Genomic DNA, 23,081 nt, shown 5'->3' on the forward strand with positions numbered 1-23,081 from the left:
AGCGAGAGGTTGCCCCGATGAGCCTTGCCCCCGAGTCGGTCGGTCGCTGGAGCGGTCGAAGGATCACCACCGCCGCAACCCTGGCCATCGTGCTGGGGCTGGCCCCCCAGGCCCGCCCCGCGGCCGACGACGCCGACGGCCTGGCCCTGTTCGAGGCGAAGATCCGCCCCGTCCTGATCGAGCAGTGCTACAGTTGTCACTCGGCCGAGCACGACGCCGCCAAGGGGGGCCTGCGGCTCGACACTCACGCCGCCATGCTCCAGGGGGGCGACGGCGGCCCGGCCGTCGAGCCGGGCGACCCGGAGCTGAGCCTGCTCATCGAGGCCATCCGCTACGACTCCTATGTCCAGATGCCCCCATCCAAGAAACTCGCGCCCGAGGTGATCGCCGCCTTCGAGCAGTGGGTGGCGATGGGGGCCCCCGACCCCCGCGACGCCGACGGCCCCGCCGCCCCCGAGCCCTCGGCCGAGGGGATCGACTGGGAGGCCGCCCGATCCTCCTGGACCTACCAGCCTCCGCAACGGTCCGAACCGCCCGAGGTGTCCGACCCCTCCTGGGTCCGATCGCCCATCGACGCCTTCATCCTCGCCCGCCTCGATGACGCCGGCCTGGCCCCGAACCCCGAGGCCGACCGCCGGACCCTCGCCCGTCGCCTCTCGATCGACCTGATCGGCCTGCCGCCCGACCCGCTCGAGGTCGAGGCATTCGTGGCCGATCCGTCCCCCAACGCCGTCGAAGACTATGTTGATCGCCTGCTAGCCTCGCCTCACTTCGGCGAGCGTTGGGCACGGGTCTGGCTCGACCTGGCCCGCTACGCGGAAGATCAGGCCCATATCGTCGGCGACGACACGTCGCTCACCTATCCCAACGCCTACCTCTATCGCGACTGGCTGATTGCCGCCCTCAACGACGACCTGCCTTATGACACCTTCATCCGTCGCCAGCTCGCCGCCGACCTGATCGAGCCGGCCGACGCCGACGAGCTGGCCGCGCTCGGCTTCATCGGCCTCGGGCCGAAGTACTACCGCCGCAATTCCCCCGAGGTCATGGCCGAGGAGTGGGAAGACCGGGTCGACGTCGTCTCCCGCGGCCTGCTCGGCCTGACGGTCGCCTGCGCCCGCTGCCACGATCACAAGTATGATCCCATCTCGACCGAAGACTACTACGCCCTGGCCGGGGTCTTCGCCAGCACCGTCATGTTCAACCAGCCGCTCACCGACGAATGCGAGCTGGACAAGGACGGCGGCGCCAAGGCCCCCGAGGAGGCCGTGCACATCATCAAGGATGCCGAACCGAAAGATCTCAACGTCTTCATCCGCGGCAATGTCGAGCAGAAGGGGCCGGTCGCCCGCCGCCACTTCCTCACGGTCCTCTCCGACGGCGAGCCGACTCCCCTGGGCGACGAGACCTCCAGCGGTCGGCTCGACCTGGCCGAGGCGATCGCCGACCCGAGCAACCCCCTGACCTCCCGCGTCGTCGTCAACCGCATCTGGGGCCAACTGTTCGGCCGATCGATCGTCGGCACGCCCAGCAACTTCGGCATCCTCGGTGAGAAGCCCACCCACCCCGAACTGCTCGACGACCTGGCCGCGCGGTTCGTCACCGAGGGGAACTGGTCGCTCAAGACCTTGATCCGAGAACTGGCCACCTCCAGCACCTATCGCCAGTCGAGCGCCATCACCGACACCCACCGCGCCATCGACCCCGAGAACACCCTCTATGCCCGGGCCAGCCGCAAGCGCCTGGTGGTCGAGAGCTGGCGCGACTCGGTCCTTTCCGCCTCCGGCACGCTCGACCGCACCGTCGGCGGCCCGTCGATCGACCCGAGCGATCCCGAAATCGGCCGCCGCACCCTCTACAGCCGGATCAGCCGCCTGGAGCTGCACCCGATGCTCGCGCGGTTCGACTTCCCCGACCCGAACGCCCACAGCGACGGCCGGGCCCGCACCACCACCCCGCTCCAGAAGCTCTTCGTCCTGAACAGCCCGTTCGTCACCCACCACGCCGACCGCCTGGCCGACCGCCTGGCGACCGAGGCCGGCGACGACACCCAGGCCCGGATCGACCTGGCCTATCGCCTGCTCTACGCCCGCCCCCCCAGCGAGGCCGAGACGCAACTGGCCCTCTCCTTCCTGGGCTCCGACTCCTGCGACGACCACGATCGCTGGGCCGTCTACGCCCAGGCCTTGCTCGCCTCCAATGAATTCCTCCTGATCGACTGATTCCGTCCCGACCCCACCCCTGCCCCCCTGCCCCGACAAGGAGCCTCGCCATGAGCCCCGACCCCCGCGGCCCCCGCCGGCCCTTGACCCGTCGCCAGATGCTCGGACGCACCGGGGCCGGGTTCGGCCTGCTCGGCCTGGCCGGCGCCTTGGAATCGGCCGGCCTGCTCGCCCCCACGGCCGCGCACGGGGCCGCCGCGCACGGCGTCGGCCTCGGCGGCATGCACCACCCGGCGAAGGCGAAGCGGGTCATCTTCCTGTTCATGAATGGGGCCCCTTCGCACGTCGACACGTTCGACCCGAAGCCCGCCCTGGCCCGCTACTCCGGCGAGACCCCCTCGGCCGACGAGTTCAAGCTGGAGCGGAAACTCAAGGGGGGGACCTTCATGCCCTCCCCCTTCCGCTTCCGCCCCCACGGCGAGAGCGGCGTGGTGATGAGCGACTTGTTCCCGCACCTCTCCCACTTCGCCGACGACCTCTGCGTCCTCCGCGGCATGCACACCGACACGCCGAACCACGAGCCGGGCCTGCTCCTCATGCACTCCGGCCACCAGCAGCCGACCCGCCCGAGCCTCGGCTCGTGGCTCTCCTACGGCCTCGGGTCCGAGAACGCGAACCTGCCGCCGTTCGTCGTCCTCTGCCCTGGCCTGCCGGTCGTCGGCCCGCAACTCTGGTCGAGCGCCTTCCTGCCGGGCGAGCATCAAGGCATGTCGGTCAACACGTCCGACCTCGATGTGCACAAGATGATCGCCCACCTGAAGCACTCGAAGCTCGACCGGGCCGAGCAGCGCAAGCAGCTCGACCTCATCCAGCAGATGAACGACCTGCACCGCTCCAGCCGGCCCCACGAGTCGGCGCTCGACGCCCAGATCTCCTCCCTCGAACTCGCCTTCCAGATGCAGACCGAGGCCGGCGAGGCGTTCGACCTCTCCCGGGAGCCCGACCGCCTCCGCGAGACCTACGGCCGCACCACCTTCGGCCAGTCGTGCCTGCTCGCCCGCCGCCTGGTCGAGCGCGACGTCCGCGTGGTCCAGGTCTACTACGTCGACGGCCAGAACAAGCAGCCCTGGGACACCCACTCGGCCAACGACCGCGGCCACCGCCGCCTCTGCGCCGACGCCGACCGCGCCACCGCCGCCCTGCTCGGCGACCTGAAGGCCCGCGGCCTGCTCGAGGACACCCTGGTCATCTGGGGCGGCGAGTTCGGCCGCACCCCCTATTCCGAGCCGGCCAAGAAGGGGGACCCCGGCCGCGACCACCACCACACCGGCTTCTCCATGTTCCTGGCCGGCGGCGGGGTCAAGGGCGGCTACACCCACGGCGCGACCGACGAGTTCGGCATGAACGCCATCGAGGGCCGCATGCACGTCCACGACCTGCACGCCACCGCCCTGCACCTGCTCGGCATCGACCACGAGCGCCTCACCTACCGCTACTCCGGCCGAGACTTCCGCCTGACCGACGTCTACGGCTCGGTCATCCAGGACATCATCGCCTGAGCACCCCATTCCATTTCAGAGATCAACATTCATTGCCCGGCCTCCCTCGGGGGGCTGGGCGACCAACCTCGCGGCCTCTTCGCCCCCTCGTGAGGGGCCCCGCCCCCCCCGCGCTCGGCCCGCGGCTCGCCCGGATTCGGCTTCCGGTCCGGCACGCCGCTCGCTACGATCCTCCGTTCCGCCATTCCAAATGAGACGCGGCCGAGAGGATCGATCGGGATGCACGAAGACGTCTTGTTGCAGCTTGCCGCCATTGTCGTCCTGGGCATCGGGGCGCAGTGGGCGGCCTGGCGGCTCAATCTCCCCGCCATTCTCCTGCTCCTGCTCGCCGGCCTGGTGGCCGGTCCCGCCGCCGAATGGCTCGGGCTGGGCCGCCTGATCGACCCGGCCGCCCTGCTCGGCGACGCCCTCACCCCCGTCGTCTCGCTCTCGGTCGCGGTCATCCTGTTCGAGGGGGGGCTGACGCTCAAGCTGGCCGACTTGCGGGCCTCGGGCGCGGTGATCGGCAAGCTCGTGACCATCGGCGCGGGCATCACCTGGCTGGTGGCGGCCGTGGCCGGGCGGTACCTGATCGGCGTGCCCTGGCCCCTGGCCGTCCTGCTGGGGGCGATCCTCGTCGTCACCGGGCCGACGGTCATCGGCCCCTTGCTGCGCCACGTCCGGCCGTCGGGCGGCTCGGGGCCGATCCTGATGTGGGAGGGGATCGTCATCGACCCGATCGGCGCGGTCCTGGCCGTGCTCGTCTTCGAGGTGATCGGCACGGCCGAGGGGCCGGGCTCGGGGCTGACCGTCCTGATCTGGGGAGGGGTGCTGACGGCCCTCGTCGGCCTGGCGATCGGCGTGCTCGGCGCCGGGGCCCTCACCTGGGTGCTCGGGCGGTACTGGGTGCCCGACTACCTGCACAACCCCGTCGCCCTGATGGTCGTCGTGGCCACCTTCACCCTCTCGGACATGATCCGAGAGGAGTCGGGCCTGCTGACCGTCACGGTCCTGGGCGTGGTCCTGGCCAACCAGCGGTCGGTCTCGATCCGCCACATCGCCGAGTTCAAGGAGAGCCTGACGGTCCTGCTCGTCTCGGTCCTGTTCGTGGTGCTCGCCGCCCGGCTGTCTCCGGACCAGATCGCGGCGGTCGGGCTGCGGGGCGTGCTGTTCACGGTCGTGCTGATCCTCGTCGCCCGGCCGTTCTCGGTCCTGGCCTCGACCGTCGGCTCCGGGCTCGGCTGGGCCGATCGGCTGTTCCTGATGTGCATGGCCCCCCGCGGGATCGTCGCCGCGGCCGTGGCCTCGGTCTTCGCCCTGCGCCTGCGGGCCGAGGGGATCGAGGGGGCCGATCGCCTGGTCCCGACCGTCTTCACGGTCATCATCGGCACGGTGGTGGTCTACGGCCTGGCCTCGGTCCCCCTCGCGCGCCGGCTCGGCCTGACGGGGGGCCGCTCCGGCTACCTGATCGCCGGGGCGAACCCGCTGGGCCTGGCCATCGCCCGCGTCCTCCGGGCCGAGGAGATCCCGGTCCTGCTCGTCGACACCCGGACCGACCGCCTCGACTCGGCCGATCACGAGGGCATCCCCACGCTCAACGCCAGCATCCTCTCCCCCTTCGTCCGCGAGCGGATCGACTCCGGCCGGATCGGGCGGCTGCTCGCCCTGACCCCCAACGAGGAGGTCAACAGCCTGGCCGCCCTGCACTTCACCAGCCTCTTCGGACGCCAGAACGTCTTCCAGCTCACCCCCGAGCCGCACGACGCCGCCCGCTCTCCCAACAATCACGACGCCGAGCCCGAGCCCGACCTCGCCGTCCCCCTGGCCGCGCAGCTCGACGCCGCCGAGGTGAACGAGGCCGGCCGGTCGGTCGCCCTCGAACTGCACGGACGCGTCCTCTTCGGCCCCGGCATGACCTTCCGGCACCTCGAATCCCTCTTCCATGCCGGCGCCACCGTCGAGCGGCTCGACCTCGACGACGCCGAGCCGTCGGCCGCGTTCGCCGAGCAGTTCGGCCCCGGCGCCGTCCCGCTCCTGATCGTCGACGACGGCGGCGACCTGATCCCCGTGACCGCCACCCCCCGGCCCGACGCCCGGGCACCCCGGGCCGTCATCGGCCTCGTCCCCCGCAACGGCCCGTCCCGGGCCTGATCGGCCCCGGACCGGGGCGACGTGGCCAACCCCTCGGCTCTTGGCACGCATCTTGCACTTTAGGTCCGGCACGACCGCCCGACCTTGCGATCGTCGCATGAGCAACCTCCCGGGTGGGTCGAAATCCAACACCACCATCGTCTTGGAGACTTGATTCGATGAAGATGCTCGCTTCTCTCGTCGCGCTGCTCGGCCTGGGCCTGTTCACCGTCGGCTGCTCGCCGGAAGACCAGCTCCAGAACGCCCAGGAAGACTTCGCCGAAGAGCGTGAGGAAACCGGCGAGGCCGTCGGCGGCGCCGTGACGGATGGCATGATCACGGCCGATGAAAGCGAAACCATCGCCGAAGAAGAGGCCGAAGACGTCCAGGCCGCGGGCGAGGTGCTCCAGCAGGAGGGCGAACTGCTGGAAGAGAAGGCCGATAACTGATCGACCTCCCCACGTCCTCGCCAAGAGGCCGTTCTCCCGAAGGCCCGGCCCCGACCTGTTGTGTCCGGGGGCCGGGCCTTCGGCGCGCGCCGAGCCTGGCCGGGTCGGGCCCGGCTGATTCCGCATGCGGCTCGACCGGGGAGCCTCCCGGCACCGGCACGCCTGGCATCCGGACGACCAGACGGGTCAGATCGCTTCGACCGCGGCCCAACTTCCGCCGATCGGCCCTTGCGAACCGGGCGTCGGGGGCTGATATTCGATGGCAAGACCCCGATGTCTCTGCCCCGGACCAGTGCGCCCGATCCTCAACGAGCCGAGCCGAGCCGACGACCGCCTCCCGGAGCGCCATTCATCATGTTCACATTCGTCAAATGCCCCTGCGGCCGCACGCTCCGGGCCCAGCGCAGCCCCGAGCGGACGACCGTCCAGTGCTGGGATTGCAAGGCCGAGGTGAAGGTCCCCCGCTACCGATCGCCCGACGGCCCGCGGCCGATCGCCCGGCTCCGCGGCGCGATGAAGGAAGCCTGGGCCGAGACGGCCGCCGGGGTCATCCTGCTCGCCCTGGCCGTCGTGGCCATGATGGCCATCCCCGTCGTCGGCGGCTGGCTGGGGCTGGCCTTGCTCGTCTGGGCGGCGATCGTCTACCTCCGCCGCATCGAGGAGGTCGGCCGGCTGGAGCAGGAGGCCGTCGGGCCCGACGCCCCCCCGTCGAGCTGGCGAGGCGGCCTGGCGAAGGTCATGCTCGCCTTGCTCCTCGTCGCCGCGTTCATCACCCCCCTCTGGTCGTTCGACGGCAGCCGGCAGACGGAGTACACCCCCCCGATCGTGCCGGCCCCCTGGCCGCTCGTCGTCCTGCTCGGCATGGCCCTGCTCCTGCCGATCCTGGCCTTCGCCCTGGTCGTGCGAGACGCCGAGGGGCGGCTCGGCATCGATCAGGCGATGACCACCGCCTGGAAACGCCGGGGGACGATGATCGGCGCCTTGCTGCTGCCGCTGGTCGTCTTCGTCGTGGTCGAATCGGCCCTCATCGGCGCGCTGTACGCCTCCGAGGGCCTCAGGACCGTCCTCCTCGACTTGTTCCCCCTGCCCGAGGGGCACGAGATCGAGCGAAGGCGCGTGCTGCAGGGCCAGCGGGTTGCCGATTTCAGCCCGACCGAGACAATCAGCGTCTACAACGCGGGCCTCCTGCGCGGCGCCTCGCTGCTCAGCTCGGTCCCGCTCTCGTTCCTCCGGGGGCCGGAACCCCGGATCATCCTCATCGCCTATGGCCCCCTCCGAAGTGAGGGCTACCTGCTGGCCCGGCTGGGCATCACCGCGCTGGCCTTGATCGCACTCTTCGGGTCGCTGGCGGCCCAGGCCCACCTGTTCGGCAGCATCGGGCTCTCGTCGTCCCGAAGCGACGACGAGGACGACGACGAGGATGAATCCGCCTCGCCTCCCCGCTCGGCCCGGGCCACCAGCCCGGTCAACGGCCCCCGATCCGCCATCCCGAGCGAGCCGCTCGTGGCCTCGCACGCCGGCAGCCAATCCCGGTCCAATTCCTCCTCCGCCGCCTTGCCCGCGACGACACCTTCCGCCGAGTAGCCGCCGCCTCGAACCCATTGACGCGTGCTCATCCCCGGTGGACGCCAGGCCAAGGCCGGCAGGACACCCCTCGCCGGCCGGCCATCCCCGGTTCGACCGAGCAGCGGCAATCGGTTCTCGCCCCCCCTCCCCGAACCCCGGAGCACCCCTCGATGGTCCGCCCCCTGCTCGCCCTGGTCTTGCTGGCGTCCTCCGGCCTGACCGCCTTCGCCGACGAACCGCTCCGGATCGGCACGTTCGACATCGACGCCTCCCCCCCCGTCGGCACCCCGATGGCCTACGACCCGACCGACGGCGTCCAGGACCCGCTCCACTGCAAGGGGGTCGTCCTGCTCGGCGACGGCGAGCCGATCGTCCTGCTCGCGATCGACTGGATCGGCGTCGGCAACGGCGGCCAGGCCGCCTTCAAGGAGGCGATCGCCGGGGCCGTCGGCACCTCGACCGACCGCGTCGCCGTCCACGCCCTGCACCAGCACGACGCCCCCCGGTGCGACTTCTCCGCGGCCGAACTCCTGATCGAGCACGGCGTCGACCCCTCCGAATCCTTCTTCGACCTCGACTTCGCCCGCGACGTGATCGCCCGGGCCGCCGACGCCGCCCGGCAGGCCAAAGCCGACGCCCGGCCCGTCACCCACATCGGCACGGCCGACGCCCTGGTCGAAGGCGTCGCCTCGAACCGCCGCATCCTCGGCCCCGATGGCACCGTCCGCGCCACCCGATACACCGCCTGCGCCGACGAGGCCCTCCGCGCCGAGCCCGAAGGCATCATCGACCCGAACCTCAAGCTCCTCACCTTCTTCGACGGCGACGAGCCGATCGCCTGCCTCTCCTACTACGCCTGCCACCCGCAGAGCTATTACCGCACCGGCCTGGCCAGTTGCGACTTCCCCGGCCTCGCCCGCCAGGCCCGCGAGGCCGCCACCGGCGTCCCCCACATCCACTTCGACGGCGCCGGCGGCAACATCGGCGCGGGCAAGTTCAACGACGGCGCCCCCGAGAACCGCCAGGTCCTCGCCGACCGCGTCGCCGACGCCATGCGCCGCGCCTTCGACACCGCCTCCGAGGCCGACGCCCGATCGGCCGTCTCCGCCTCCTCGATCGGCTGGGAGGTCGTCCCCGTCGTCCTCCCCGCCGCGCCCCACCTCGACGAGGAGACCCTCACCGCCACCCTGGCCGACCCCGATTCCGAGGCCCGCATCTCCGCCGCGCTCGGCCTCGTCTGGCTCCGCCGCTGCACCTCGGGAGACGACCCGATCCCCGTCTCCTGCCTCACCCTCGGCCCCGTGCGTTTGCTCCACCTGCCCGGCGAGCTGTTTGTCGAGTACCAGCTCGCCGCCCAGGCCATGCGCCCCGACCTGTTCGTCTGCATGGCCGCTTATGGCGACTACGCCCCCGGCTACATCGGCACCGCCGCCGCCTACTACCAGGGCGGCTACGAGGCCAGCCCCCGCGCCTCGAAGGTCGCCCCCACCGTCGAGATCGTCCTGCTCGACGCCATCGCCCGCCTGCTCGGGGCCCCTCGCTGAGTCGCGACGGCCACAACGTCGACCTCTTTTGACGGTTGCCGTCGCTCCCTCGATGCTCCCCCTCCGCGCCTCAATGGCCTTGAAGAACGCGCGTAGGGTGCCGTCGAGTCTTCGAAGACGCACCCCCCGCCTTCGAACCCAATGTCGGGCCTCGCGTCGCGTTGTCCGGTGCGTCTTCGCGGACTCGACGGCACCCTACACGAGGGACGTTGCCACCGTCCTGCCAGGAGTCGCCGGGATCGTTCCGCTTCCCATCGGATGCCGAAGGTCCGGAGAAACGCTGTCGATCGCACGACCGCCCGGCCGATATTCACACGGATCTGTCCGATTGCGCCCGGCGGCGATCACGCTCGCCACGATTGCTTCGGCTGGCACGGAGGCCCTCGCGATGCTCGGAACGCTCCTCGAAGCCTTCAAACTGGTCCGCGACTGCTGGCCGAAGCGCTGGTCGAACGTCCATGTGAGTTTCCCCGTCAAGGAGATGGGGGGGTGGACCGTCTCCTGCCGGGCGACACGATCCGACCAGCTCCTCGTCACCGTCACCGACGCGTCCGGCCAGTTGATCGCCTCGATGGAAGGCCCGAACACGCTCGACGGCGAGGTCCGCCAGGGCTGCAACCTGGAAGGCATGTCGCCCGGCTGGTTCGTCGACTGTTTCCGCATGGCCCGCTGCTACCGCGAGTTCGAACGCACCGGCGACCTGGAACCTTCGGGATACTTCAACTACTTCCGCAGTCGAACCGTCTATCGCTGGGAATGCCTCGAAGAAGACGAGCGATTGGCCCGCGAAGCGGCCGACGAAGCCGAGGCGGCCTGATCCCCCGCCCGCTCATTGCCCCGCCATGCCCGCCGGCAGTATGATCCTCCAACCGTTGTCAAACATCGTTGCGCAACGAACGGGAGGCTCTGAATGCCCGCCTCGTCTTGCACCGGCCCCCTCCGTCGCCGCGAGTTCCTCCGCCTCGGCTCGCTCGCCCTGGGCGGGCTCGGCCTCTCCGACCTGCTCGCCGCCCGATCCTCCGCGAACGACGGGCTCCCTCAACCCGACCCCGACACCTCCGTCATCCTCTTCTGGATGTGGGGCGGCCCCAGCCAGTTCGAGACCTGGGACCCGAAGCCCGACGCCCCCGCCGAGTACCGCGGCCCCTTCAACCCCATCGCCACCAGCGTCCCCGGCATGGACTTCTGCGAGGTCTTCCCGCTCCAGGCGAAGCTCGGCGACAAGGTCTCGATCGTCCGATCGCTCCACCACACCATGTCGGCCCACAACGACGGCTCGATCGAGCTGCTGACCGGCAAGACGCCCAGCCCCCCCGACCCCACCTCCACCTCGAAGTCCGAGCACCCCGACTTCGGCATGGTCGCCAGCCACGTCCGCGGCCTCCGCCCCGACGGCCTGCCGCGCTACGTCGGCATCCCGAAGCAGCCGTTCATGACCCGGCCGACCTACCTCGGCGTCACGCACTCCGCCTTCGCCACCGGCGACCCCTCGGCCCCCGACTTCCGCCCCCCTGCCCTCGGGCTGGTCGGTGGGATCAACGCGAGCCGCCTCGACGACCGCCGCGGCCTCCTCTCCCAGTTCGACGGCTTCCGCCGCGGCCTCGACGCCCGCCCCGACGCCGACGCCGACCCCTTCCGCGAGGCCGCGCTCCAGATGCTCACCAACCCGGGCGTCGCCTCCGCCTTCGACCTCTCCCGCGAAGATCCCCGCCTCCGCGACCGCTACGGCCGCCACCTCTGGGGCCAGTCCTGCCTGCTCGCCCGCCGCCTGGCCGAGGCCGGCTCGACCGTCATCACCATCGACGCCCTCGCCCCCACGCTCTCCGACCGCTATTTCTCCTGGGATGATCACATCAACGTCCAGACCCGCTGGGACCTCGGCGACGCCACCCGCTACCGCTCCCCCTTCATGGACCAGGCCCTCTCCGCCCTGATCGAGGACGTCTACGCCCGCGGCCTCGACCGCAAGATCCTCATCGTCGCCTGCGGCGAGTTCGGCCGCACCCCCCGGCTCGCCCACGCCGACGGCCTCATCGGCCGCGACCACTGGCCCGACGCCATGTCCGCCCTCCTCAGCGGCGGCGGCCTGGCCACCGGCCAGGTCATCGGCGCCACCAACTCCCGGGGCGAATACCCGACCGAACGCCCCCTCTCCCCCCAGGACCTCCTCGCCACCCTCTACCACCACCTCGGCATCCCCCCCCACGCCGAGTTCCTCGACTTCACCGGCCGCCCCCACCCCCTCCTCCCCCACGGCGAGCCCATCCGCGAGCTGATCTGACCCCGGGCCAATCGCCTCGACACAAGCCGCCACAACTCCCGAGACACCGCTCACGTCGATCCCATCGAGGCCCCTCATGGACATCCCGGAAGAACGAATCAAACGAACCCGTTTCATTCAAACAGACAAATACGTCATTGCCGTCGATGTCGAAATGGTCATCCCCGCCGACGATCCCGGAGAGCCCTGCTACGAACCCGAGACCGTCCGCCTCCTCCGCGACATCCACGAGCACGCCGACCGCGGCGACCTCGCCTGGCTCTCCAAACACGGCAAGGTCTACGCCACAGTCGAATTCGTTCCATGACTCCGAGCAAGCGGCCTCGCTCCTCGCATTCGACAACCTCATCGCTTAGACTCATCCGGCTTGGATGCGCCCGATCGCTCGGAGTCCCACACGTCCTCACCGCAGCCGACTTGCCGTTCCGATGATCCCGACGCAGGCAGAAATCGAACTTCCCTTGCTTGAGGCCCTCGGCTCCCTTGGCGGGGTTGCCCGCCCGAAAGACGTCTACCCGTTGGTCACGGCCAGGTTCCCCCAACTGACCCCGGAAGACCTGACGGCAACCCTCAAGCATGGCGAGCGAAGATGGATCAACAAGATTCAGTGGACACGGCAGTCCCTCGTCACGTCCGGAGACATGGCAAGCCCAGGGTGGGGCCTCTGGGCGATCACCGAGCAAGGGAAGAAACGACTTCATCAGGACTCGCAGAACGAGATCGAAACCGCAAAGCGAGTGGCGACCGCGAGTGTCAGCCTTGTCGACTTGTTCGAGACATACGACACCCAGTTTCGCTCCAAATTGCTTGAACGATTGTTCGAATTCTCACCGATCCAGTTCGAGCACTTTGCCAAGCAGTTGCTCGCCGCGTATGGCTTCGCCCAGATGACCGTGACCCAGGTTTCCAAGGATGGTGGGATCGACGGGCATGGCTTGCTCAAGGTGGGCCTCGCTCGCATGGCCGTCGCCTTCCAATGCAAGCGTTGGGAAGGAAATGTCCCCCGACCCGAGGTGGATAGATTCCGAGGAGCGATCCAGGGGGAGTTTGAACAGGGCCTCTTCTTCACCACCGCTGATTTCACGAAGGGGGCCAAGGACGCTTCGATCAAGAAAGGAGCGGTGCCCATCATCCTCCTCAACGGCGAGAGCATCGTTGACCTGATGATCGAGAAAGAATTCGGCATCCAGAAGAAGCCGCTCCAGATCTACGAGGATCTCCTGGACACGATCCTTGGGGATCTTCCGTAAAGGCACCATGAGGCTCGCTATAATCGCCCCTTGACCCATGCGACCGGATCCCCCGATCGGTCATGCCCCGACATCCGACATGTCGTGCCCTACGCTCCCTCTCCAACCACCCCGTCCTCCCCAGCAAGCAAGCCAAACCTATGAAAACCGCATTACTCGTCATCGACGTCCAGAACGACTACTTCCCCGGCGGCAAGTTCCCCCTCTGGAAGCCGGAGACGACCCTCGAATCGATCGAGCGGGCCATCGCCAAGGCGCAATCGGTCGGCATGCCGGTCATCTGCGTCCAGCACGTCGTCACGCCCGCCGCCGAGGCCCCCTTCTTCGGCGAGGGGACCGAAGGGGCCGCCATCCATCCCAAGATCAAGGCCGCCGCGCCCGACGCCCCGATCGTCGTCAAGCAATCGGCCGACAGCTTCCGCGACACCACCCTCGACGACACACTCCAGCGGCTCGGCGTCACCGACCTGCTCGTCTGCGGCATGATGACCCACAACTGCGTCACCCACACCGCCCTCTCCCGGGCCGCCGAGAAGTACAACGTCCGCATCCTCCCCGACTGCTGCACCACCGTCGACGAGATGATCCACGCCCTCGCCCTCTCCGCCCTCTCCGACCGCCTCACCCTCGTCCCCTCCGACAAGGCCCTCTGAGGCGCACAGTCATGTGCTCGTCTTCTCGTGACCGATGCCCCGCACCGGCTCAGAACGCCAGTTGCAACTGCGAGCGGAACATGATGCCCGAGTCGCCCGCCCGATAATTCGGACCGCTGTTCTGGGCGGGGATCGCGTCGAGCCAGGTCGCGTCGAACGTGAATTTCAGGTAGTGCGTGCGGTTGATGAACCAGTTCAGGCCGAGCGCGTACTCCGCCCCGCTGCCGAACGGCCCGTTGACCTGCGAGTGCCGCGCGATCAGCTCCACCCGCTCCCGCATCACGAAATACCCGCCCTGCACGTAGTAGCCGTGGTCGAACAGCCGGGTGATCGGCAGCGGGCCATCCCCCTGGATGTCGTCGAGCCAGCGGAGGTAGTACTCGGCGTTGATGCTCAGGCCGCGGTACTTCAGGGCCGCGTCGATGGCATACAGGGTGATGTCGAAGTCGTTGACCGTCACCCCCGGGGCGAGCGCCCCGGGCTCGAACAGGGGAGTGCCGTCCGACAGGCGGACGAAGTTCTGCTCGCTCACCGGCTCGAACAGGATCCCGGCCTCCGACCCGGGCGCGTACGTCAGGCTGTTGCCCAGCCGGACGGCGAGCCGCTCGTGCCATTCCAGGTCCGAGAAGCCCCGGCCGAAGTCGCCGATGACCTCCGACCACAGCGACCCGGAGTAGGCCAGCTGCTGGTTGATCTCCTCGAAGGTCAGGTCGGTCGTGTTGAACCCGTTGGCGAGCATTGCGCGGTAGAAGACCTTCTCGACCGGCTCGCCGAGCGCCCAGATCCCCACGCTGCGGTCGGGCCGGAAGAAGGTCGTGGCCATCGATCGGTCGGCGAACTGGGTCCGCGTCGAGCCCTCCAGCCACGACCGGCTCCCCGGCACGAACGCCTTGCCGATGTAGACGTCCAGCGCCCTGTTGAACCGGTAATTGATCCAGAAGTCGTGCGCGATCGCCACGTGCTGGTCGTCGGTGTCGAAGTCGAGGTTCAGGTAGTACTGCAGGTCCGGATCATAGAAGAACCCCTCGAACGACAGCCGGCCCCGCTCGATCTCGAAGTCCTGCCGATTCCGGATCGGCCGCACGATCCCCGCCGAGTCGATCCAGAACAGCCGCGACCGGCGGAACCCCGTGTGCCGGAACTGCATCCGGATGTTCGACTTCAGCAGGTACGGGACGTCCTCGTCGTCCGAGCCGATGACGAACCCCTCGTCGTAGAAGGCCTCCAGCGGGAACTTCCCCCCCTCCTCGGGCGGCTCGATCGGCGCGTCCCGGGTGTCCGTCTGGGTGGCCGGCTCGCCCCGGGAACCGAGGATCTCGGTCTGATACGCCTGGAAGGCCCCTCCGCCTCCCCGGACCGGGCCCGGGGTCGGCAGGCCCGGGGTCGGCGTCCCCACGACCCCGGGGGCGGCCTCCGGCGAGACCGGGGTCGCCGGCTCCCCCATCGGGCCGATCGGGCTCGGCCCCGGGACCGGCGGCAAGCCCGCTTCCTGCGCCGGCGCGACGGCCGGGTCCAGGCTCGGCCCGACCACCCGCATCACCTCGTCGTACTTCGTCGAGAGCGAATCGAGCCGCTCCAGGAGCATCCGATTCTGCTCCATCAGGCTCGTGTTCATCTCCTCCAAGCGGCGCAGACGCTCCTCGACCGTCGGCTCCTGGCCGATCCCCCTCCCGGGACAGGCCAGCAGCGCAGCGGCAATCACCCCGACGACGCGTCGTCTCCGCCTGCTTCGGAAATCCGTCATGCGTTCCCGTCCGGGCCCCCTCCATCGAACGATCAACATCCGCCCCGCTTTGATGATGCCGATCCTTCGTTGTCCGACCCAGACGTGCGAAGAAGAAATGTGAAGACGCCCTCTTTACCCCGGATCCGCGAACCGCTCAAGCCCGATCGCCCCCGTTGCGGTCCCGGATCCACTCCGCAATTCGCTCCCCCTCCAGCACCACCCGGCAGCACGTCGAACGTCATCCCCAATCGCCTTCGTCGGGCACCCCCGATTGCCCGTCAACCGGCGTCAGGACGGGGACATCCTCCGCTTGCACGAGCCGATCGCGGGTGGCCCGGACAGCGGCCCGCTGTCCGGGCGGCGAAGCCGCACGAGGCCGGAGACGCACCCTCGCCCCTCATGCAAGCGCGGCTTCACCTGAACACCTCGTATCGCTTCGCGCCCCGGACCACGCGGGGCGTTGTCCGGGCCACCCAGCGGTGTGGCCGGGGCAAAGCGAAGCGTGCCCCGGCGGTGTGCTCTTGACAGCAAAGGCCATGAGAGCAGTTAGGCGGTTTCCCGACCAGAGCACGAAGTCATTGTTCAGAACACTTGCCCCTGCCACTTCAAGGGTTAGGCTGACGCAACAGTTCCTCCACCTGCTGGTAGCTCGGCAGATCATGCTCGAAGCCCCAGGCGACTTTGCCCGACTTGTCGATCAAGAAGTAAGTCGGCCATGCCTCGATTGCGTAACGTTGAGCCGTCTCACCTGTATCGACCCCCACGGCGAAGGTGAACTCCTTGGCTTTCAGGAATTCTTCGACCCCTTCGGCATTGTGCTCCGAGTGGACACCGATGACAACCAAGCCCCGATCCTTGAATTCCTGGTGCAATGCCTCGGTCCTCGGCATCTTTTCGACGCAAGGGGAGCACCAGGTACCCCAGAAATCGATCAGGACGACTTTGCCTCGCAACTCCACCAGGGACAATGCGCTCGGCGTGTTGAACCAGTCGCCGACGGCCAGGTCAGGGGCTGGCCCGTCCCCCATTTCCCGGCGTAACTTCTTGGCAATCAGGGCCCGATCGACGTAGTCCGAGATCGCCCGCTCGGCGACGAGCAGGTCTCCCTCGTCCTGAAGGCGGGCGTCGCCGTAGAAGAAACAGCCAACGGGTGCCCGCCCCGTGAAGCCGTTGCCATTACCTTGGAGTTCCTTGTGCTCGAGACGGAGCCAGACGTCACCCGGCGCTTCCGCCGGGCCGCACGACACCCAGCACCAATCGCCGCTCTCTTGGGCCGCCAAGCAGACGCCGGCGCTGACGCTGCCCAGGTCCTTGTCCTTAGGCCCGGGTGACCAGGCAGGCCACGGGGGCGAATCCGCAGACTTCGGTTCGCGGAGAATGCGAAGTGCGCCCAAGGAGTCTCGCACGAAGTACCCGCGGTATCCCAGTCGAAGGCCGCCGAGGCGTCGATCCAACTCCACCGAGGGTGGCCGGGCGTCCGACGCCCTTGCCAGGACTACCCGCCACTCGACCGCGCCCGCGGTGGTTTCCCGCTTCGCAATCAACCACCCCTGCTCGACTGAGAGTCCAAGCGTTGCCCCCGCTAAAATCGTCACTCCAGCGTCATCCTTGACCGCCGGCACCTCGATCTCGCGCGTCCAGCCGTCGGGCAAGCCGACCACCGGATCGTCGGGAGCTTCAGCTCGCGTTGCAGGGGCGACGAGGAGGCAGCACAAAAGGACAAGGCAGGCTCGGCCCGCGAGCACGTTCATACTGGAACCTCCGTATCTTGCGAGGTAGCTTTCCCCGGGTGCCCCGGGTTCCGCGCCAGCGGACCCCGGGCGAGGGGTCGGCTGGCCCAGGCGGCTCCACCCGGCGGCGAGGCAAGGCTTATCTCCCGCGAAGGAGGCGACGGGGAAGCGCGACAACGCTCCCGCGATGCTCGCCCTCTGCGATCTCGACAGCAATGGGCCGGTCGGGCCAGCAGGAATCATCGTCCCACGCCGGATCGAGCTCGACGACTCCCCGCGTCCCTCTCGCGATGGCGAGTTGGCCTTCCGGTGTGGTAACGGACCAATCATACCTGACTTCCTTGAAATCGGTATGGCCGGTCGGCTTGAGCACCCGACTCGAAGGTGCCGCTCGAAACTCGGCGGCCAGCACCACGGCCCGGCCCGGTTCCAGGATGTCGGTGTTCGGGCCATGGTAGGTCCCATCGCCCATGCCCAGAAGCCAGAGGATCGGCAACAGGGCGAGCACCCCGAACAGGCCGAAGGCGACCACAGCGACGCCGACCAGGGAGGCACGCAACGAGATTCGGGGGAGTGTCATTCGAATTCCAATACTCGCAAGTATTTAAACTCTGTGAAACGAACGGGCGTTTCCGGCGCGAGCCCTGGCAGCGGGCAACCACCGACGCCCTTGACCCCGGCCTCGGCCCCGGTCCTCAGCCGAGGTCGCGGCACCGCGACATCGCCGTCGCATAGGCCTCCTTGAGCCGGACGAAGCGCTCGGTGGTTCCGCCCTGATCGGGATGGTCGCGCAGGGCGAGCGTGTGGAAGGCCCGCCGCACCTCGTCCGCCGAGCAGGGCCATTTCAGGCCCAGCAGCTCGATCGCCTCGGTCCCGGGGGCGTCTGTCGGCCTCCGCGACCGCAGGGTGACCGCGTCCAGGAAGGCCTCGGTCGCCGAGGTGTCCCGGAAGACCAGGCGGAGCCGGTGCGGCCCCCTCGGGCGTCGGAAGACCGGGCGCACCGCGGTCTCGATCCAGCCCCCCGCATCGTCCAGGACCGAGCATATCCACGCCGACACGTCCTCCGGCACCAGGCCGTCGGCCTCCACCGTGGCCCCTCCCCGACCCACGTCCCTCAGCCGGGCCGTCGTGGTCCGAAACGTCTCGCCCTGCCACCATCCCAGGTACACGCGGCGCTCCCTCGGCTCATGGCGAAGCCACTTCCGCCGCTCGCCCGTCATGCCGCCCATGGCCATCCGCCCCCCCCGCCCCCGCGACCCGATCCGCCCGATCGGCCACTCGATCCCAACCACCTCATGACGGGACGCCCCGATCCGTCACCCGACGACACGACGCGCGGGGATCGGTGCCGCGGGCCCCAGGCCTCCCCGTCGTCTCGAATCCAGGCATCCCCCCATCAGATCCTCTACGCCCCACCCCTCGACGCCGGCCGTCATGTAGCCAGGAACCCACATCGACGCGGATCCCGGCCCGGTCTCCCGCTCGACCGTCCGGGAACGGCCCAGGGCGCACGCCCCGGCAGACGGCGATCCCCTCGGCCCGCGTGTGTCCCAAACCGCCGCACGCCGGGTGCCACTGGCTCTGCCAGTGCCGGGCCGAACCGGAGCACTGGCAGAGCCAGTGGCACCCAGACATCAGCACCTTTCATCCGCCAGTGCCACCCCGCCCGCCGTGGTCCGGGCCACACGGCGATCAGGCGTCGGTCGCTTCGGGTGGCCACCAGCGGCTTTCTGGAGGCACCTCGACATCCCGAGGACCATGATACTTCCAGTGGACAGCTTCATCGAGGGAGAGCTTTCGCAAGCCGCAGTTCCAGATGCAACAGCCGCACGGAGAACCATCGACGAGAGAGATACCCCAGACGCCGGAGGGGTCATCAGGGCCCCCCACCTCGATGCAGATGCAGGGGTGGTACCGACAGTCTTCGAACAAATCGCCGGCCCAAAGATCCCCCGGCTCGTTCGCTTGCGATGGCATGTCTCGGTTCCCCAGGCAACCACTCCCGCCACTTCACCATTCGCCGCCGAACGAATGACCGTGTTCAAACATTCCTGTTCGCGGGTGGCCCGGACAGAGCGGCACGCAGTCCGGGCGGCGAAGCCGCACGAGGCCGACGACCCACCCTCGCCCCTCATGAAAGCCCGGCTTCCCCTGAATACCTCATGGCGCTTCGAGCCCCGGACTCCTCGGGGCGTGGTCCGGGCCACCCAACGGTGATGTGGTGGCCCCTACGTCGGTACGGACCACATAGGTGATGTATTTTGGCTCGTGGAGTGTGCCGCCTTTCCACAGCCAAGTGACTCGGCAGTGTCCGATCGGCAGCATCTCCACGGGCTCAGTGCCGCCGCTCACCCTGAGCAACCACTCCAACTCATCGTCGAACGGCCCAGTTCCGTCGTCGTAGGGCAGTGCCGCGACGTGGTCGCGGAGTGCGGCTTCCGGCGTGGCCGAGGTATGCTGGGACAGGTGGAACGACTCGCGTACCTCGGTGATGCAGGTGAAGATCGCCAACCGTCAGAACCCTCCGCAGCCTCACGCCGAGGTTCAGCGGCCCGAGTCGCGGGTCCGCTGAAACCGTGGGTCAGGCCCATCCTATGCTCGGCCAATCAAATGAGTGGTTTTGTGTGGCCGGGGCAAAGCGAAGCGTGCCCCGGTGTTGAGAGTTGGCTCACCCGGGGCACACTTCGCTTTGCCCCGGCCACCCGTCGCGCGGGGCGTTGGCCGGGCCACCCAGCGGTCAGACGCCGGCCCGGGATCCCTCCAGTGCCTCCACCACCCACGCCCTGGCTTGACTCCAGTGGCCGGCCCACGCCGACCAAGCCGACCGGGCCCACGCTTCCACGCGCCGCTCGTGCTCTGCCGCATCCTCGGCATCGAGCACGTCAATGACGGTGACCGTGCCCCGGGCCCGAGGCGGCGGCGGCGTGAGGCGGGCATAGTTCTTGCGGCCGTCGACCCACCGCTTCAGGGGCGCCGGCAGGTGGGTCGATCGCCCCCGCTCCATCGACCAGCACATCCCCGCCAGGTGGGCGGCGGCGGACTTCGACGATTTCATGAACTGCTCTGGGTGCTGAAGCGAGTAGGCGTCCACGGTCAGGCGGTGAGCCCGGAAAAACTCCGGGTCCGAGAACTCACGCTCCCCCAGCCGGTCGAACAGGGCTCGGCACCCGTCCAGCCCACCTACCCGCGGCGCGCCACAAGACGGGCAATCGGCTGCCTCTTCGAGCTCCCACGTGGCTTCGTGATCCATCTCGCCCTCCGCCTCCTCACGAATCCATATCGGCCGTGGGCCCGCCCCGAGGGGAACCCTGAGGCGACAAGACATACCCCCCGGGCACCGCATCGAGGAGCCCCACGACCATGGCCTCCATCATCGGCATCGACCTCGGCACGTTCAAGGGGCTCCCTGCGTCGACGACCCCGAGACCACTAGGCGACCTTCGTCCCTGGCGGGTGGCCCGGACAGCGCCCCGCTGTCCGGGCGGCGAAGCCGCACGAGGCCGGAGCCGCACCCTCGCCCCTCATGCAAGCCCGGCTTCCCCTGAATACCTCGTGTCGCTTCGCGACCCGGACCACGCGGGGCGTTGTCCGGGCCACCCAGCGGCTGCGCCGCCCCGGTTGACGACCAACCAGGGCCACCCGCCTTGGGTGCCACTGGCTCTGCCAGTGCCAGGCCGAACCGGAGCACTGGCAGAGCCAGTGGTACCCAGACATCAGCACATTTCATCCTCCAGTGCCACCCCGCCGAGGCGTTGTTCGGACCACCCGGCCAATCGGATGACAGTTCTTGGCATCATCCAGTCACTCGCACGTGCTGTTTGGCAGCTTCGATGATTCGCTCCATGACAGCCACTGGGATTCGGTAGTTTCCCTCCGATCGAAAGAATAAGAATTGAGATTCGCCATTCTCGTCGACCACCACATGTAATAGCTCATCGCCATGAATGGTCGCGATTTCCAGTGCGGTGCCATCGTAGTCGAGATCACCAGTCGTAGTCGTACTCTCGATCTCTCTGACGAGCGGCGTACTCGCGATCAGTGTTTTGTAATCGCTCATCGTCCGCGCCCCAAGAAGCCAACAAACTCGTTTGTCACCGCGTTCGAATCGTGCGCCCAGCCCGTCGTGCAGCTTGAATTCGGCGGTGTGGCCGGGGCAAAGCGAAGCGTGCCCCGGCGTTGAGTGTTGGCTCACCCGCGGGACGCTTCGCTTTGCCCCGGCCACCCGTCGCCGTGAAGTCATCCCACCAATTGAGTGAGCCAATGCGGCCAACCCAAGCCGACAAGCCACAATCCGGCGATTATGGGACACCCGAGAATCATGACCGGCACTGTACACCAGAGATAAAAACTCAGGGGAATCGGCGAATGAGGTTCCAATGGCTCGCCCGTCTGCTCGGGAGCAAGCCCACGCACGATACCGCGAGCGAGGTCGCTTACCGTTGGCGTGCGCGGAAGGTTCGGGCCGAGAGGAGGAGTGTTTGTGGGACCGAACTGCGCGTGCAGGACCTTCGTCACCCGGTCCTGGATCTGGACGAATCGCATCGAGATCAATAGACAGAAGCCGGTGCCTAGCAGATCGAAGAAGGCGATCGCTGGAGCTACGCCTTTATGCACGTCAGGTGTCGCGAGAACCGCTCCAAGGGCCGCGATATTCGTAGTGCAAACGAAAGTCCACCAAGTAACGAAGATGGAAAAGAGTCTGCGGGAATACTCGATGTGGTTTTTCAACTCCTCCGCGAGCGCGCCTCGTTTATCCGAAGATAGATCCCGGGGAGATTCACACTGATTCATATATCACTCCGCCGCCTAAAGAATTCATGTCAGCCGTGGGTCCGTGGGTGGCCCATCGGTCGCTCACGTGAGCGCCACACCCAGACGATCAACACAACGCCGCCGACGAACCCAACGATGTACCCTACCGCACTCCCGGCGAGGTCGGCCAGGAAGAATGCGGAACGATCCGGTGGCACCCGCGATGCCAGCCGATCGGGGAGGAACGCCATGGCATGATCGCCGAGGACGAACCCGGCGGTGGAGGCGAAGAACGCGGAGGTGTAGGTCACCAAGAGCACACCAACGATGGGACGGACGAGCGACCGGACATCGCGCTTCGGGCGGTGGCCGACGCGAGCGGAGAAGGCCAAGGAGACTCCCAGCAGCAGGCCGACCCACCAACTGGCGAGCAAGCCTCGGCCGACGCCCGAGAGGGTCGCCGGCTCGGAGGAGAGCAGAGGGAGGTGGCCGAGCGCGACATGAGAGACCGCGCCGTAGGTTGCAGCAGCGAGGATGCACAGAAGTACGATGGCAACGCCTTGCATGCCGCCCCTGCCGCCCCTGCCGCCTCACCTGTTGGAGACGGATGGATGTCCGTGTTCAAACACGCCCATCCGTCCGCATCAATCCACCCGGCATCCCGATCATGGCGTATTGACCGGGGTCTTTCAAGCAAACCCCTCGGAGCAATGCGGACGGGAACGGATGACCATTGCGGACGGGTCTCCCTCCGGATTCGGCGGGGCGTCGGAGATCGTTCCGACCCCCGTCGGACACCCGGCAAGCCGTCCGGACTCGTCCGCAGGGTCGTCCCGCCCCACGCCGCCCCGCCGAAGCGACCCTCGCCCCCACGCCGCACAATCACGCATGATCGCCCGCAGAAATTGCCCATGATTCGCAGGTTTTTGTGAATCTGAACCGCTCAAATCCTGATGATCTCAGAGAGGGGAACTCCTGAATAGCGGTCCCCCTCGGCCGTCCTTCGGGCCTCCCGCCTGCCTCGATGCCCGCGCGGAGCCCCTGAGCCTGCCGTCGCCCGAATCTTTGGCAACTCGACATCGGTCTTCCATCCCCCGCGACCCGCCGAGACGCGGGCCGTCCCTCCGGGATCGCCCCTCGGCCGGCGGCCCTCGACTCCGCCGGACGAAACGAGCCAATCGCACCGGTCAATTCCCGAAACGAACCTCCCCCGATGAACGGAACCCCTTGCCACGCCAGCGATATCGCCCCGCCGCCCCCGGCGTCCCCGGGGCGCACCGAACGGCGCACCGGGCATCTC

20 protein-coding genes are annotated in these 23,081 nt (G+C 68.4%); 11 read left to right on the top strand and 9 right to left on the bottom strand.

Translation table 11 applies throughout. The features are described 5' to 3' along the window. Window positions 1–17 precede the first annotated feature (17 nt). The 11 genes from AB1L88_RS16410 to AB1L88_RS16460 all read left to right on the top strand — a co-directional run bounded on the left by AB1L88_RS16410 (window position 18) and on the right by AB1L88_RS16460 (window position 13,573). Complete coding sequence (locus AB1L88_RS16410; RefSeq protein ID WP_367097758.1) at window positions 18–2,222, top strand: PSD1 and planctomycete cytochrome C domain-containing protein; 2,205 nt, start codon at window positions 18–20, stop codon at window positions 2,220–2,222. Window positions 2,223–2,272: 50 nt separating this feature from the next. Continuing rightward, a complete protein-coding gene (locus AB1L88_RS16415; protein ID WP_367097759.1) occupies window positions 2,273–3,721 on the top strand; it encodes a DUF1501 domain-containing protein in 1,449 nt (482 codons plus the stop codon). A gap of 219 nt (window positions 3,722–3,940) precedes the next feature. Beyond that, window positions 3,941–5,851 carry a cation:proton antiporter gene (locus tag AB1L88_RS16420; protein WP_367097760.1) on the top strand — a complete coding sequence of 637 codons (1,911 nt, stop codon included), beginning with the start codon at window positions 3,941–3,943 and terminating at the stop codon, window positions 5,849–5,851. 158 nt (window positions 5,852–6,009) lie between these two features. Then, complete coding sequence (locus AB1L88_RS16425; protein WP_367097761.1) at window positions 6,010–6,279, top strand: hypothetical protein; 270 nt, start codon at window positions 6,010–6,012, stop codon at window positions 6,277–6,279. A 354-nt stretch (window positions 6,280–6,633) separates the two neighbouring features. After that, the gene (locus AB1L88_RS16430; RefSeq protein WP_367097762.1) at window positions 6,634–7,863 is read left to right on the top strand and encodes a hypothetical protein; all 1,230 of its coding nucleotides are present in this window, start codon (window positions 6,634–6,636) and stop codon (window positions 7,861–7,863) included. Window positions 7,864–8,015: 152 nt separating this feature from the next. After that, window positions 8,016–9,389: a hypothetical protein gene (locus AB1L88_RS16435; RefSeq protein ID WP_367097763.1), complete on the top strand. Its 1,374-nt coding sequence runs from the start codon at window positions 8,016–8,018 to the stop codon at window positions 9,387–9,389. Between the two features lie 388 nt (window positions 9,390–9,777). Next, a complete protein-coding gene (locus tag AB1L88_RS16440) occupies window positions 9,778–10,206 on the top strand; it encodes a hypothetical protein (RefSeq protein WP_367097764.1) in 429 nt (142 codons plus the stop codon). 93 nt (window positions 10,207–10,299) lie between these two features. Further along, window positions 10,300–11,670 carry a DUF1501 domain-containing protein gene (locus AB1L88_RS16445; protein WP_367097765.1) on the top strand — a complete coding sequence of 457 codons (1,371 nt, stop codon included), beginning with the start codon at window positions 10,300–10,302 and terminating at the stop codon, window positions 11,668–11,670. 76 nt (window positions 11,671–11,746) lie between these two features. Next, entirely contained in the window at window positions 11,747–11,977 is a 231-nt protein-coding gene (locus tag AB1L88_RS16450; protein WP_367097766.1) for a hypothetical protein, read from the top strand. A gap of 121 nt (window positions 11,978–12,098) precedes the next feature. Next, window positions 12,099–12,920 carry a restriction endonuclease gene (locus AB1L88_RS16455; protein WP_367097767.1) on the top strand — a complete coding sequence of 274 codons (822 nt, stop codon included), beginning with the start codon at window positions 12,099–12,101 and terminating at the stop codon, window positions 12,918–12,920. 140 nt (window positions 12,921–13,060) lie between these two features. Then, window positions 13,061–13,573 (top strand): cysteine hydrolase family protein, encoded by a 513-nt coding sequence (locus AB1L88_RS16460; RefSeq protein WP_367097768.1) that lies wholly within the window; start codon window positions 13,061–13,063, stop codon window positions 13,571–13,573. Between the two features lie 49 nt (window positions 13,574–13,622). On the opposite strand, the gene AB1L88_RS16465 is transcribed toward AB1L88_RS16460, so the two are convergent. The 9 genes from AB1L88_RS16465 to AB1L88_RS16505 form a co-directional block, all read right to left on the bottom strand. Continuing rightward, on the bottom strand, window positions 13,623–15,317 hold the full coding sequence (locus AB1L88_RS16465) for a porin (protein WP_367097769.1): 1,695 nt from the start codon (window positions 15,315–15,317) through the stop codon (window positions 13,623–13,625). A gap of 587 nt (window positions 15,318–15,904) precedes the next feature. Next, window positions 15,905–17,050 (bottom strand): TlpA disulfide reductase family protein, encoded by a 1,146-nt coding sequence (locus AB1L88_RS16470; RefSeq protein ID WP_367097770.1) that lies wholly within the window; start codon window positions 17,048–17,050, stop codon window positions 15,905–15,907. 118 nt (window positions 17,051–17,168) lie between these two features. Then, window positions 17,169–17,609 carry a hypothetical protein gene (locus AB1L88_RS16475; RefSeq protein WP_367097771.1) on the bottom strand — a complete coding sequence of 147 codons (441 nt, stop codon included), beginning with the start codon at window positions 17,607–17,609 and terminating at the stop codon, window positions 17,169–17,171. Between the two features lie 115 nt (window positions 17,610–17,724). Further along, a complete protein-coding gene (locus AB1L88_RS16480; protein WP_367097772.1) occupies window positions 17,725–18,258 on the bottom strand; it encodes a J domain-containing protein in 534 nt (177 codons plus the stop codon). Window positions 18,259–19,189: 931 nt separating this feature from the next. Then, the gene (locus AB1L88_RS16485; protein WP_367097773.1) at window positions 19,190–19,540 is read right to left on the bottom strand and encodes a hypothetical protein; all 351 of its coding nucleotides are present in this window, start codon (window positions 19,538–19,540) and stop codon (window positions 19,190–19,192) included. Between the two features lie 226 nt (window positions 19,541–19,766). Then, window positions 19,767–20,279 carry a DUF5946 family protein gene (locus AB1L88_RS16490; RefSeq protein ID WP_367097774.1) on the bottom strand — a complete coding sequence of 171 codons (513 nt, stop codon included), beginning with the start codon at window positions 20,277–20,279 and terminating at the stop codon, window positions 19,767–19,769. A gap of 543 nt (window positions 20,280–20,822) precedes the next feature. Beyond that, entirely contained in the window at window positions 20,823–21,221 is a 399-nt protein-coding gene (locus AB1L88_RS16495) for a hypothetical protein (protein ID WP_367097775.1), read from the bottom strand. Window positions 21,222–21,265: 44 nt separating this feature from the next. Next, the gene (locus AB1L88_RS16500) at window positions 21,266–21,820 is read right to left on the bottom strand and encodes a hypothetical protein (protein WP_367097776.1); all 555 of its coding nucleotides are present in this window, start codon (window positions 21,818–21,820) and stop codon (window positions 21,266–21,268) included. Window positions 21,821–21,849: 29 nt separating this feature from the next. Continuing rightward, window positions 21,850–22,347 (bottom strand): hypothetical protein, encoded by a 498-nt coding sequence (locus AB1L88_RS16505; protein WP_367097777.1) that lies wholly within the window; start codon window positions 22,345–22,347, stop codon window positions 21,850–21,852. Window positions 22,348–23,081: the final 734 nt, after the last annotated feature.

Origin of the sequence: Tautonia sp. JC769 (assembly GCF_040717455.1) — a bacterium.
GTDB lineage: Bacteria > Planctomycetota > Planctomycetia > Isosphaerales > Isosphaeraceae > Tautonia.

Excerpts from the sequence above, each read along its gene's own strand:
- AB1L88_RS16410 (WP_367097758.1), top strand. The coding sequence starts at position 18 with ATGAGCCTTGCCCCCGAGTCGGTCGGTCGCTGGAGCGGTCGAAGGATC.
- AB1L88_RS16415 (WP_367097759.1), top strand. The coding sequence starts at position 2,273 with ATGAGCCCCGACCCCCGCGGCCCCCGCCGGCCCTTGACCCGTCGCCAG.
- AB1L88_RS16420 (WP_367097760.1), top strand. The coding sequence starts at position 3,941 with ATGCACGAAGACGTCTTGTTGCAGCTTGCCGCCATTGTCGTCCTGGGC.
- AB1L88_RS16425 (WP_367097761.1), top strand. The coding sequence starts at position 6,010 with ATGAAGATGCTCGCTTCTCTCGTCGCGCTGCTCGGCCTGGGCCTGTTC.
- AB1L88_RS16430 (WP_367097762.1), top strand. The coding sequence starts at position 6,634 with ATGTTCACATTCGTCAAATGCCCCTGCGGCCGCACGCTCCGGGCCCAG.
- AB1L88_RS16435 (WP_367097763.1), top strand. The coding sequence starts at position 8,016 with ATGGTCCGCCCCCTGCTCGCCCTGGTCTTGCTGGCGTCCTCCGGCCTG.
- AB1L88_RS16440 (WP_367097764.1), top strand. The coding sequence starts at position 9,778 with ATGCTCGGAACGCTCCTCGAAGCCTTCAAACTGGTCCGCGACTGCTGG.
- AB1L88_RS16445 (WP_367097765.1), top strand. The coding sequence starts at position 10,300 with ATGCCCGCCTCGTCTTGCACCGGCCCCCTCCGTCGCCGCGAGTTCCTC.
- AB1L88_RS16450 (WP_367097766.1), top strand. The coding sequence starts at position 11,747 with ATGGACATCCCGGAAGAACGAATCAAACGAACCCGTTTCATTCAAACA.
- AB1L88_RS16455 (WP_367097767.1), top strand. The coding sequence starts at position 12,099 with ATGATCCCGACGCAGGCAGAAATCGAACTTCCCTTGCTTGAGGCCCTC.
- AB1L88_RS16460 (WP_367097768.1), top strand. The coding sequence starts at position 13,061 with ATGAAAACCGCATTACTCGTCATCGACGTCCAGAACGACTACTTCCCC.
- AB1L88_RS16465 (WP_367097769.1), bottom strand. The coding sequence starts at position 15,317 with ATGACGGATTTCCGAAGCAGGCGGAGACGACGCGTCGTCGGGGTGATT.
- AB1L88_RS16470 (WP_367097770.1), bottom strand. The coding sequence starts at position 17,050 with ATGAACGTGCTCGCGGGCCGAGCCTGCCTTGTCCTTTTGTGCTGCCTC.
- AB1L88_RS16475 (WP_367097771.1), bottom strand. The coding sequence starts at position 17,609 with ATGACACTCCCCCGAATCTCGTTGCGTGCCTCCCTGGTCGGCGTCGCT.
- AB1L88_RS16480 (WP_367097772.1), bottom strand. The coding sequence starts at position 18,258 with ATGGGCGGCATGACGGGCGAGCGGCGGAAGTGGCTTCGCCATGAGCCG.
- AB1L88_RS16490 (WP_367097774.1), bottom strand. The coding sequence starts at position 20,279 with ATGGATCACGAAGCCACGTGGGAGCTCGAAGAGGCAGCCGATTGCCCG.
- AB1L88_RS16500 (WP_367097776.1), bottom strand. The coding sequence starts at position 21,820 with ATGAATCAGTGTGAATCTCCCCGGGATCTATCTTCGGATAAACGAGGC.
- AB1L88_RS16505 (WP_367097777.1), bottom strand. The coding sequence starts at position 22,347 with ATGCAAGGCGTTGCCATCGTACTTCTGTGCATCCTCGCTGCTGCAACC.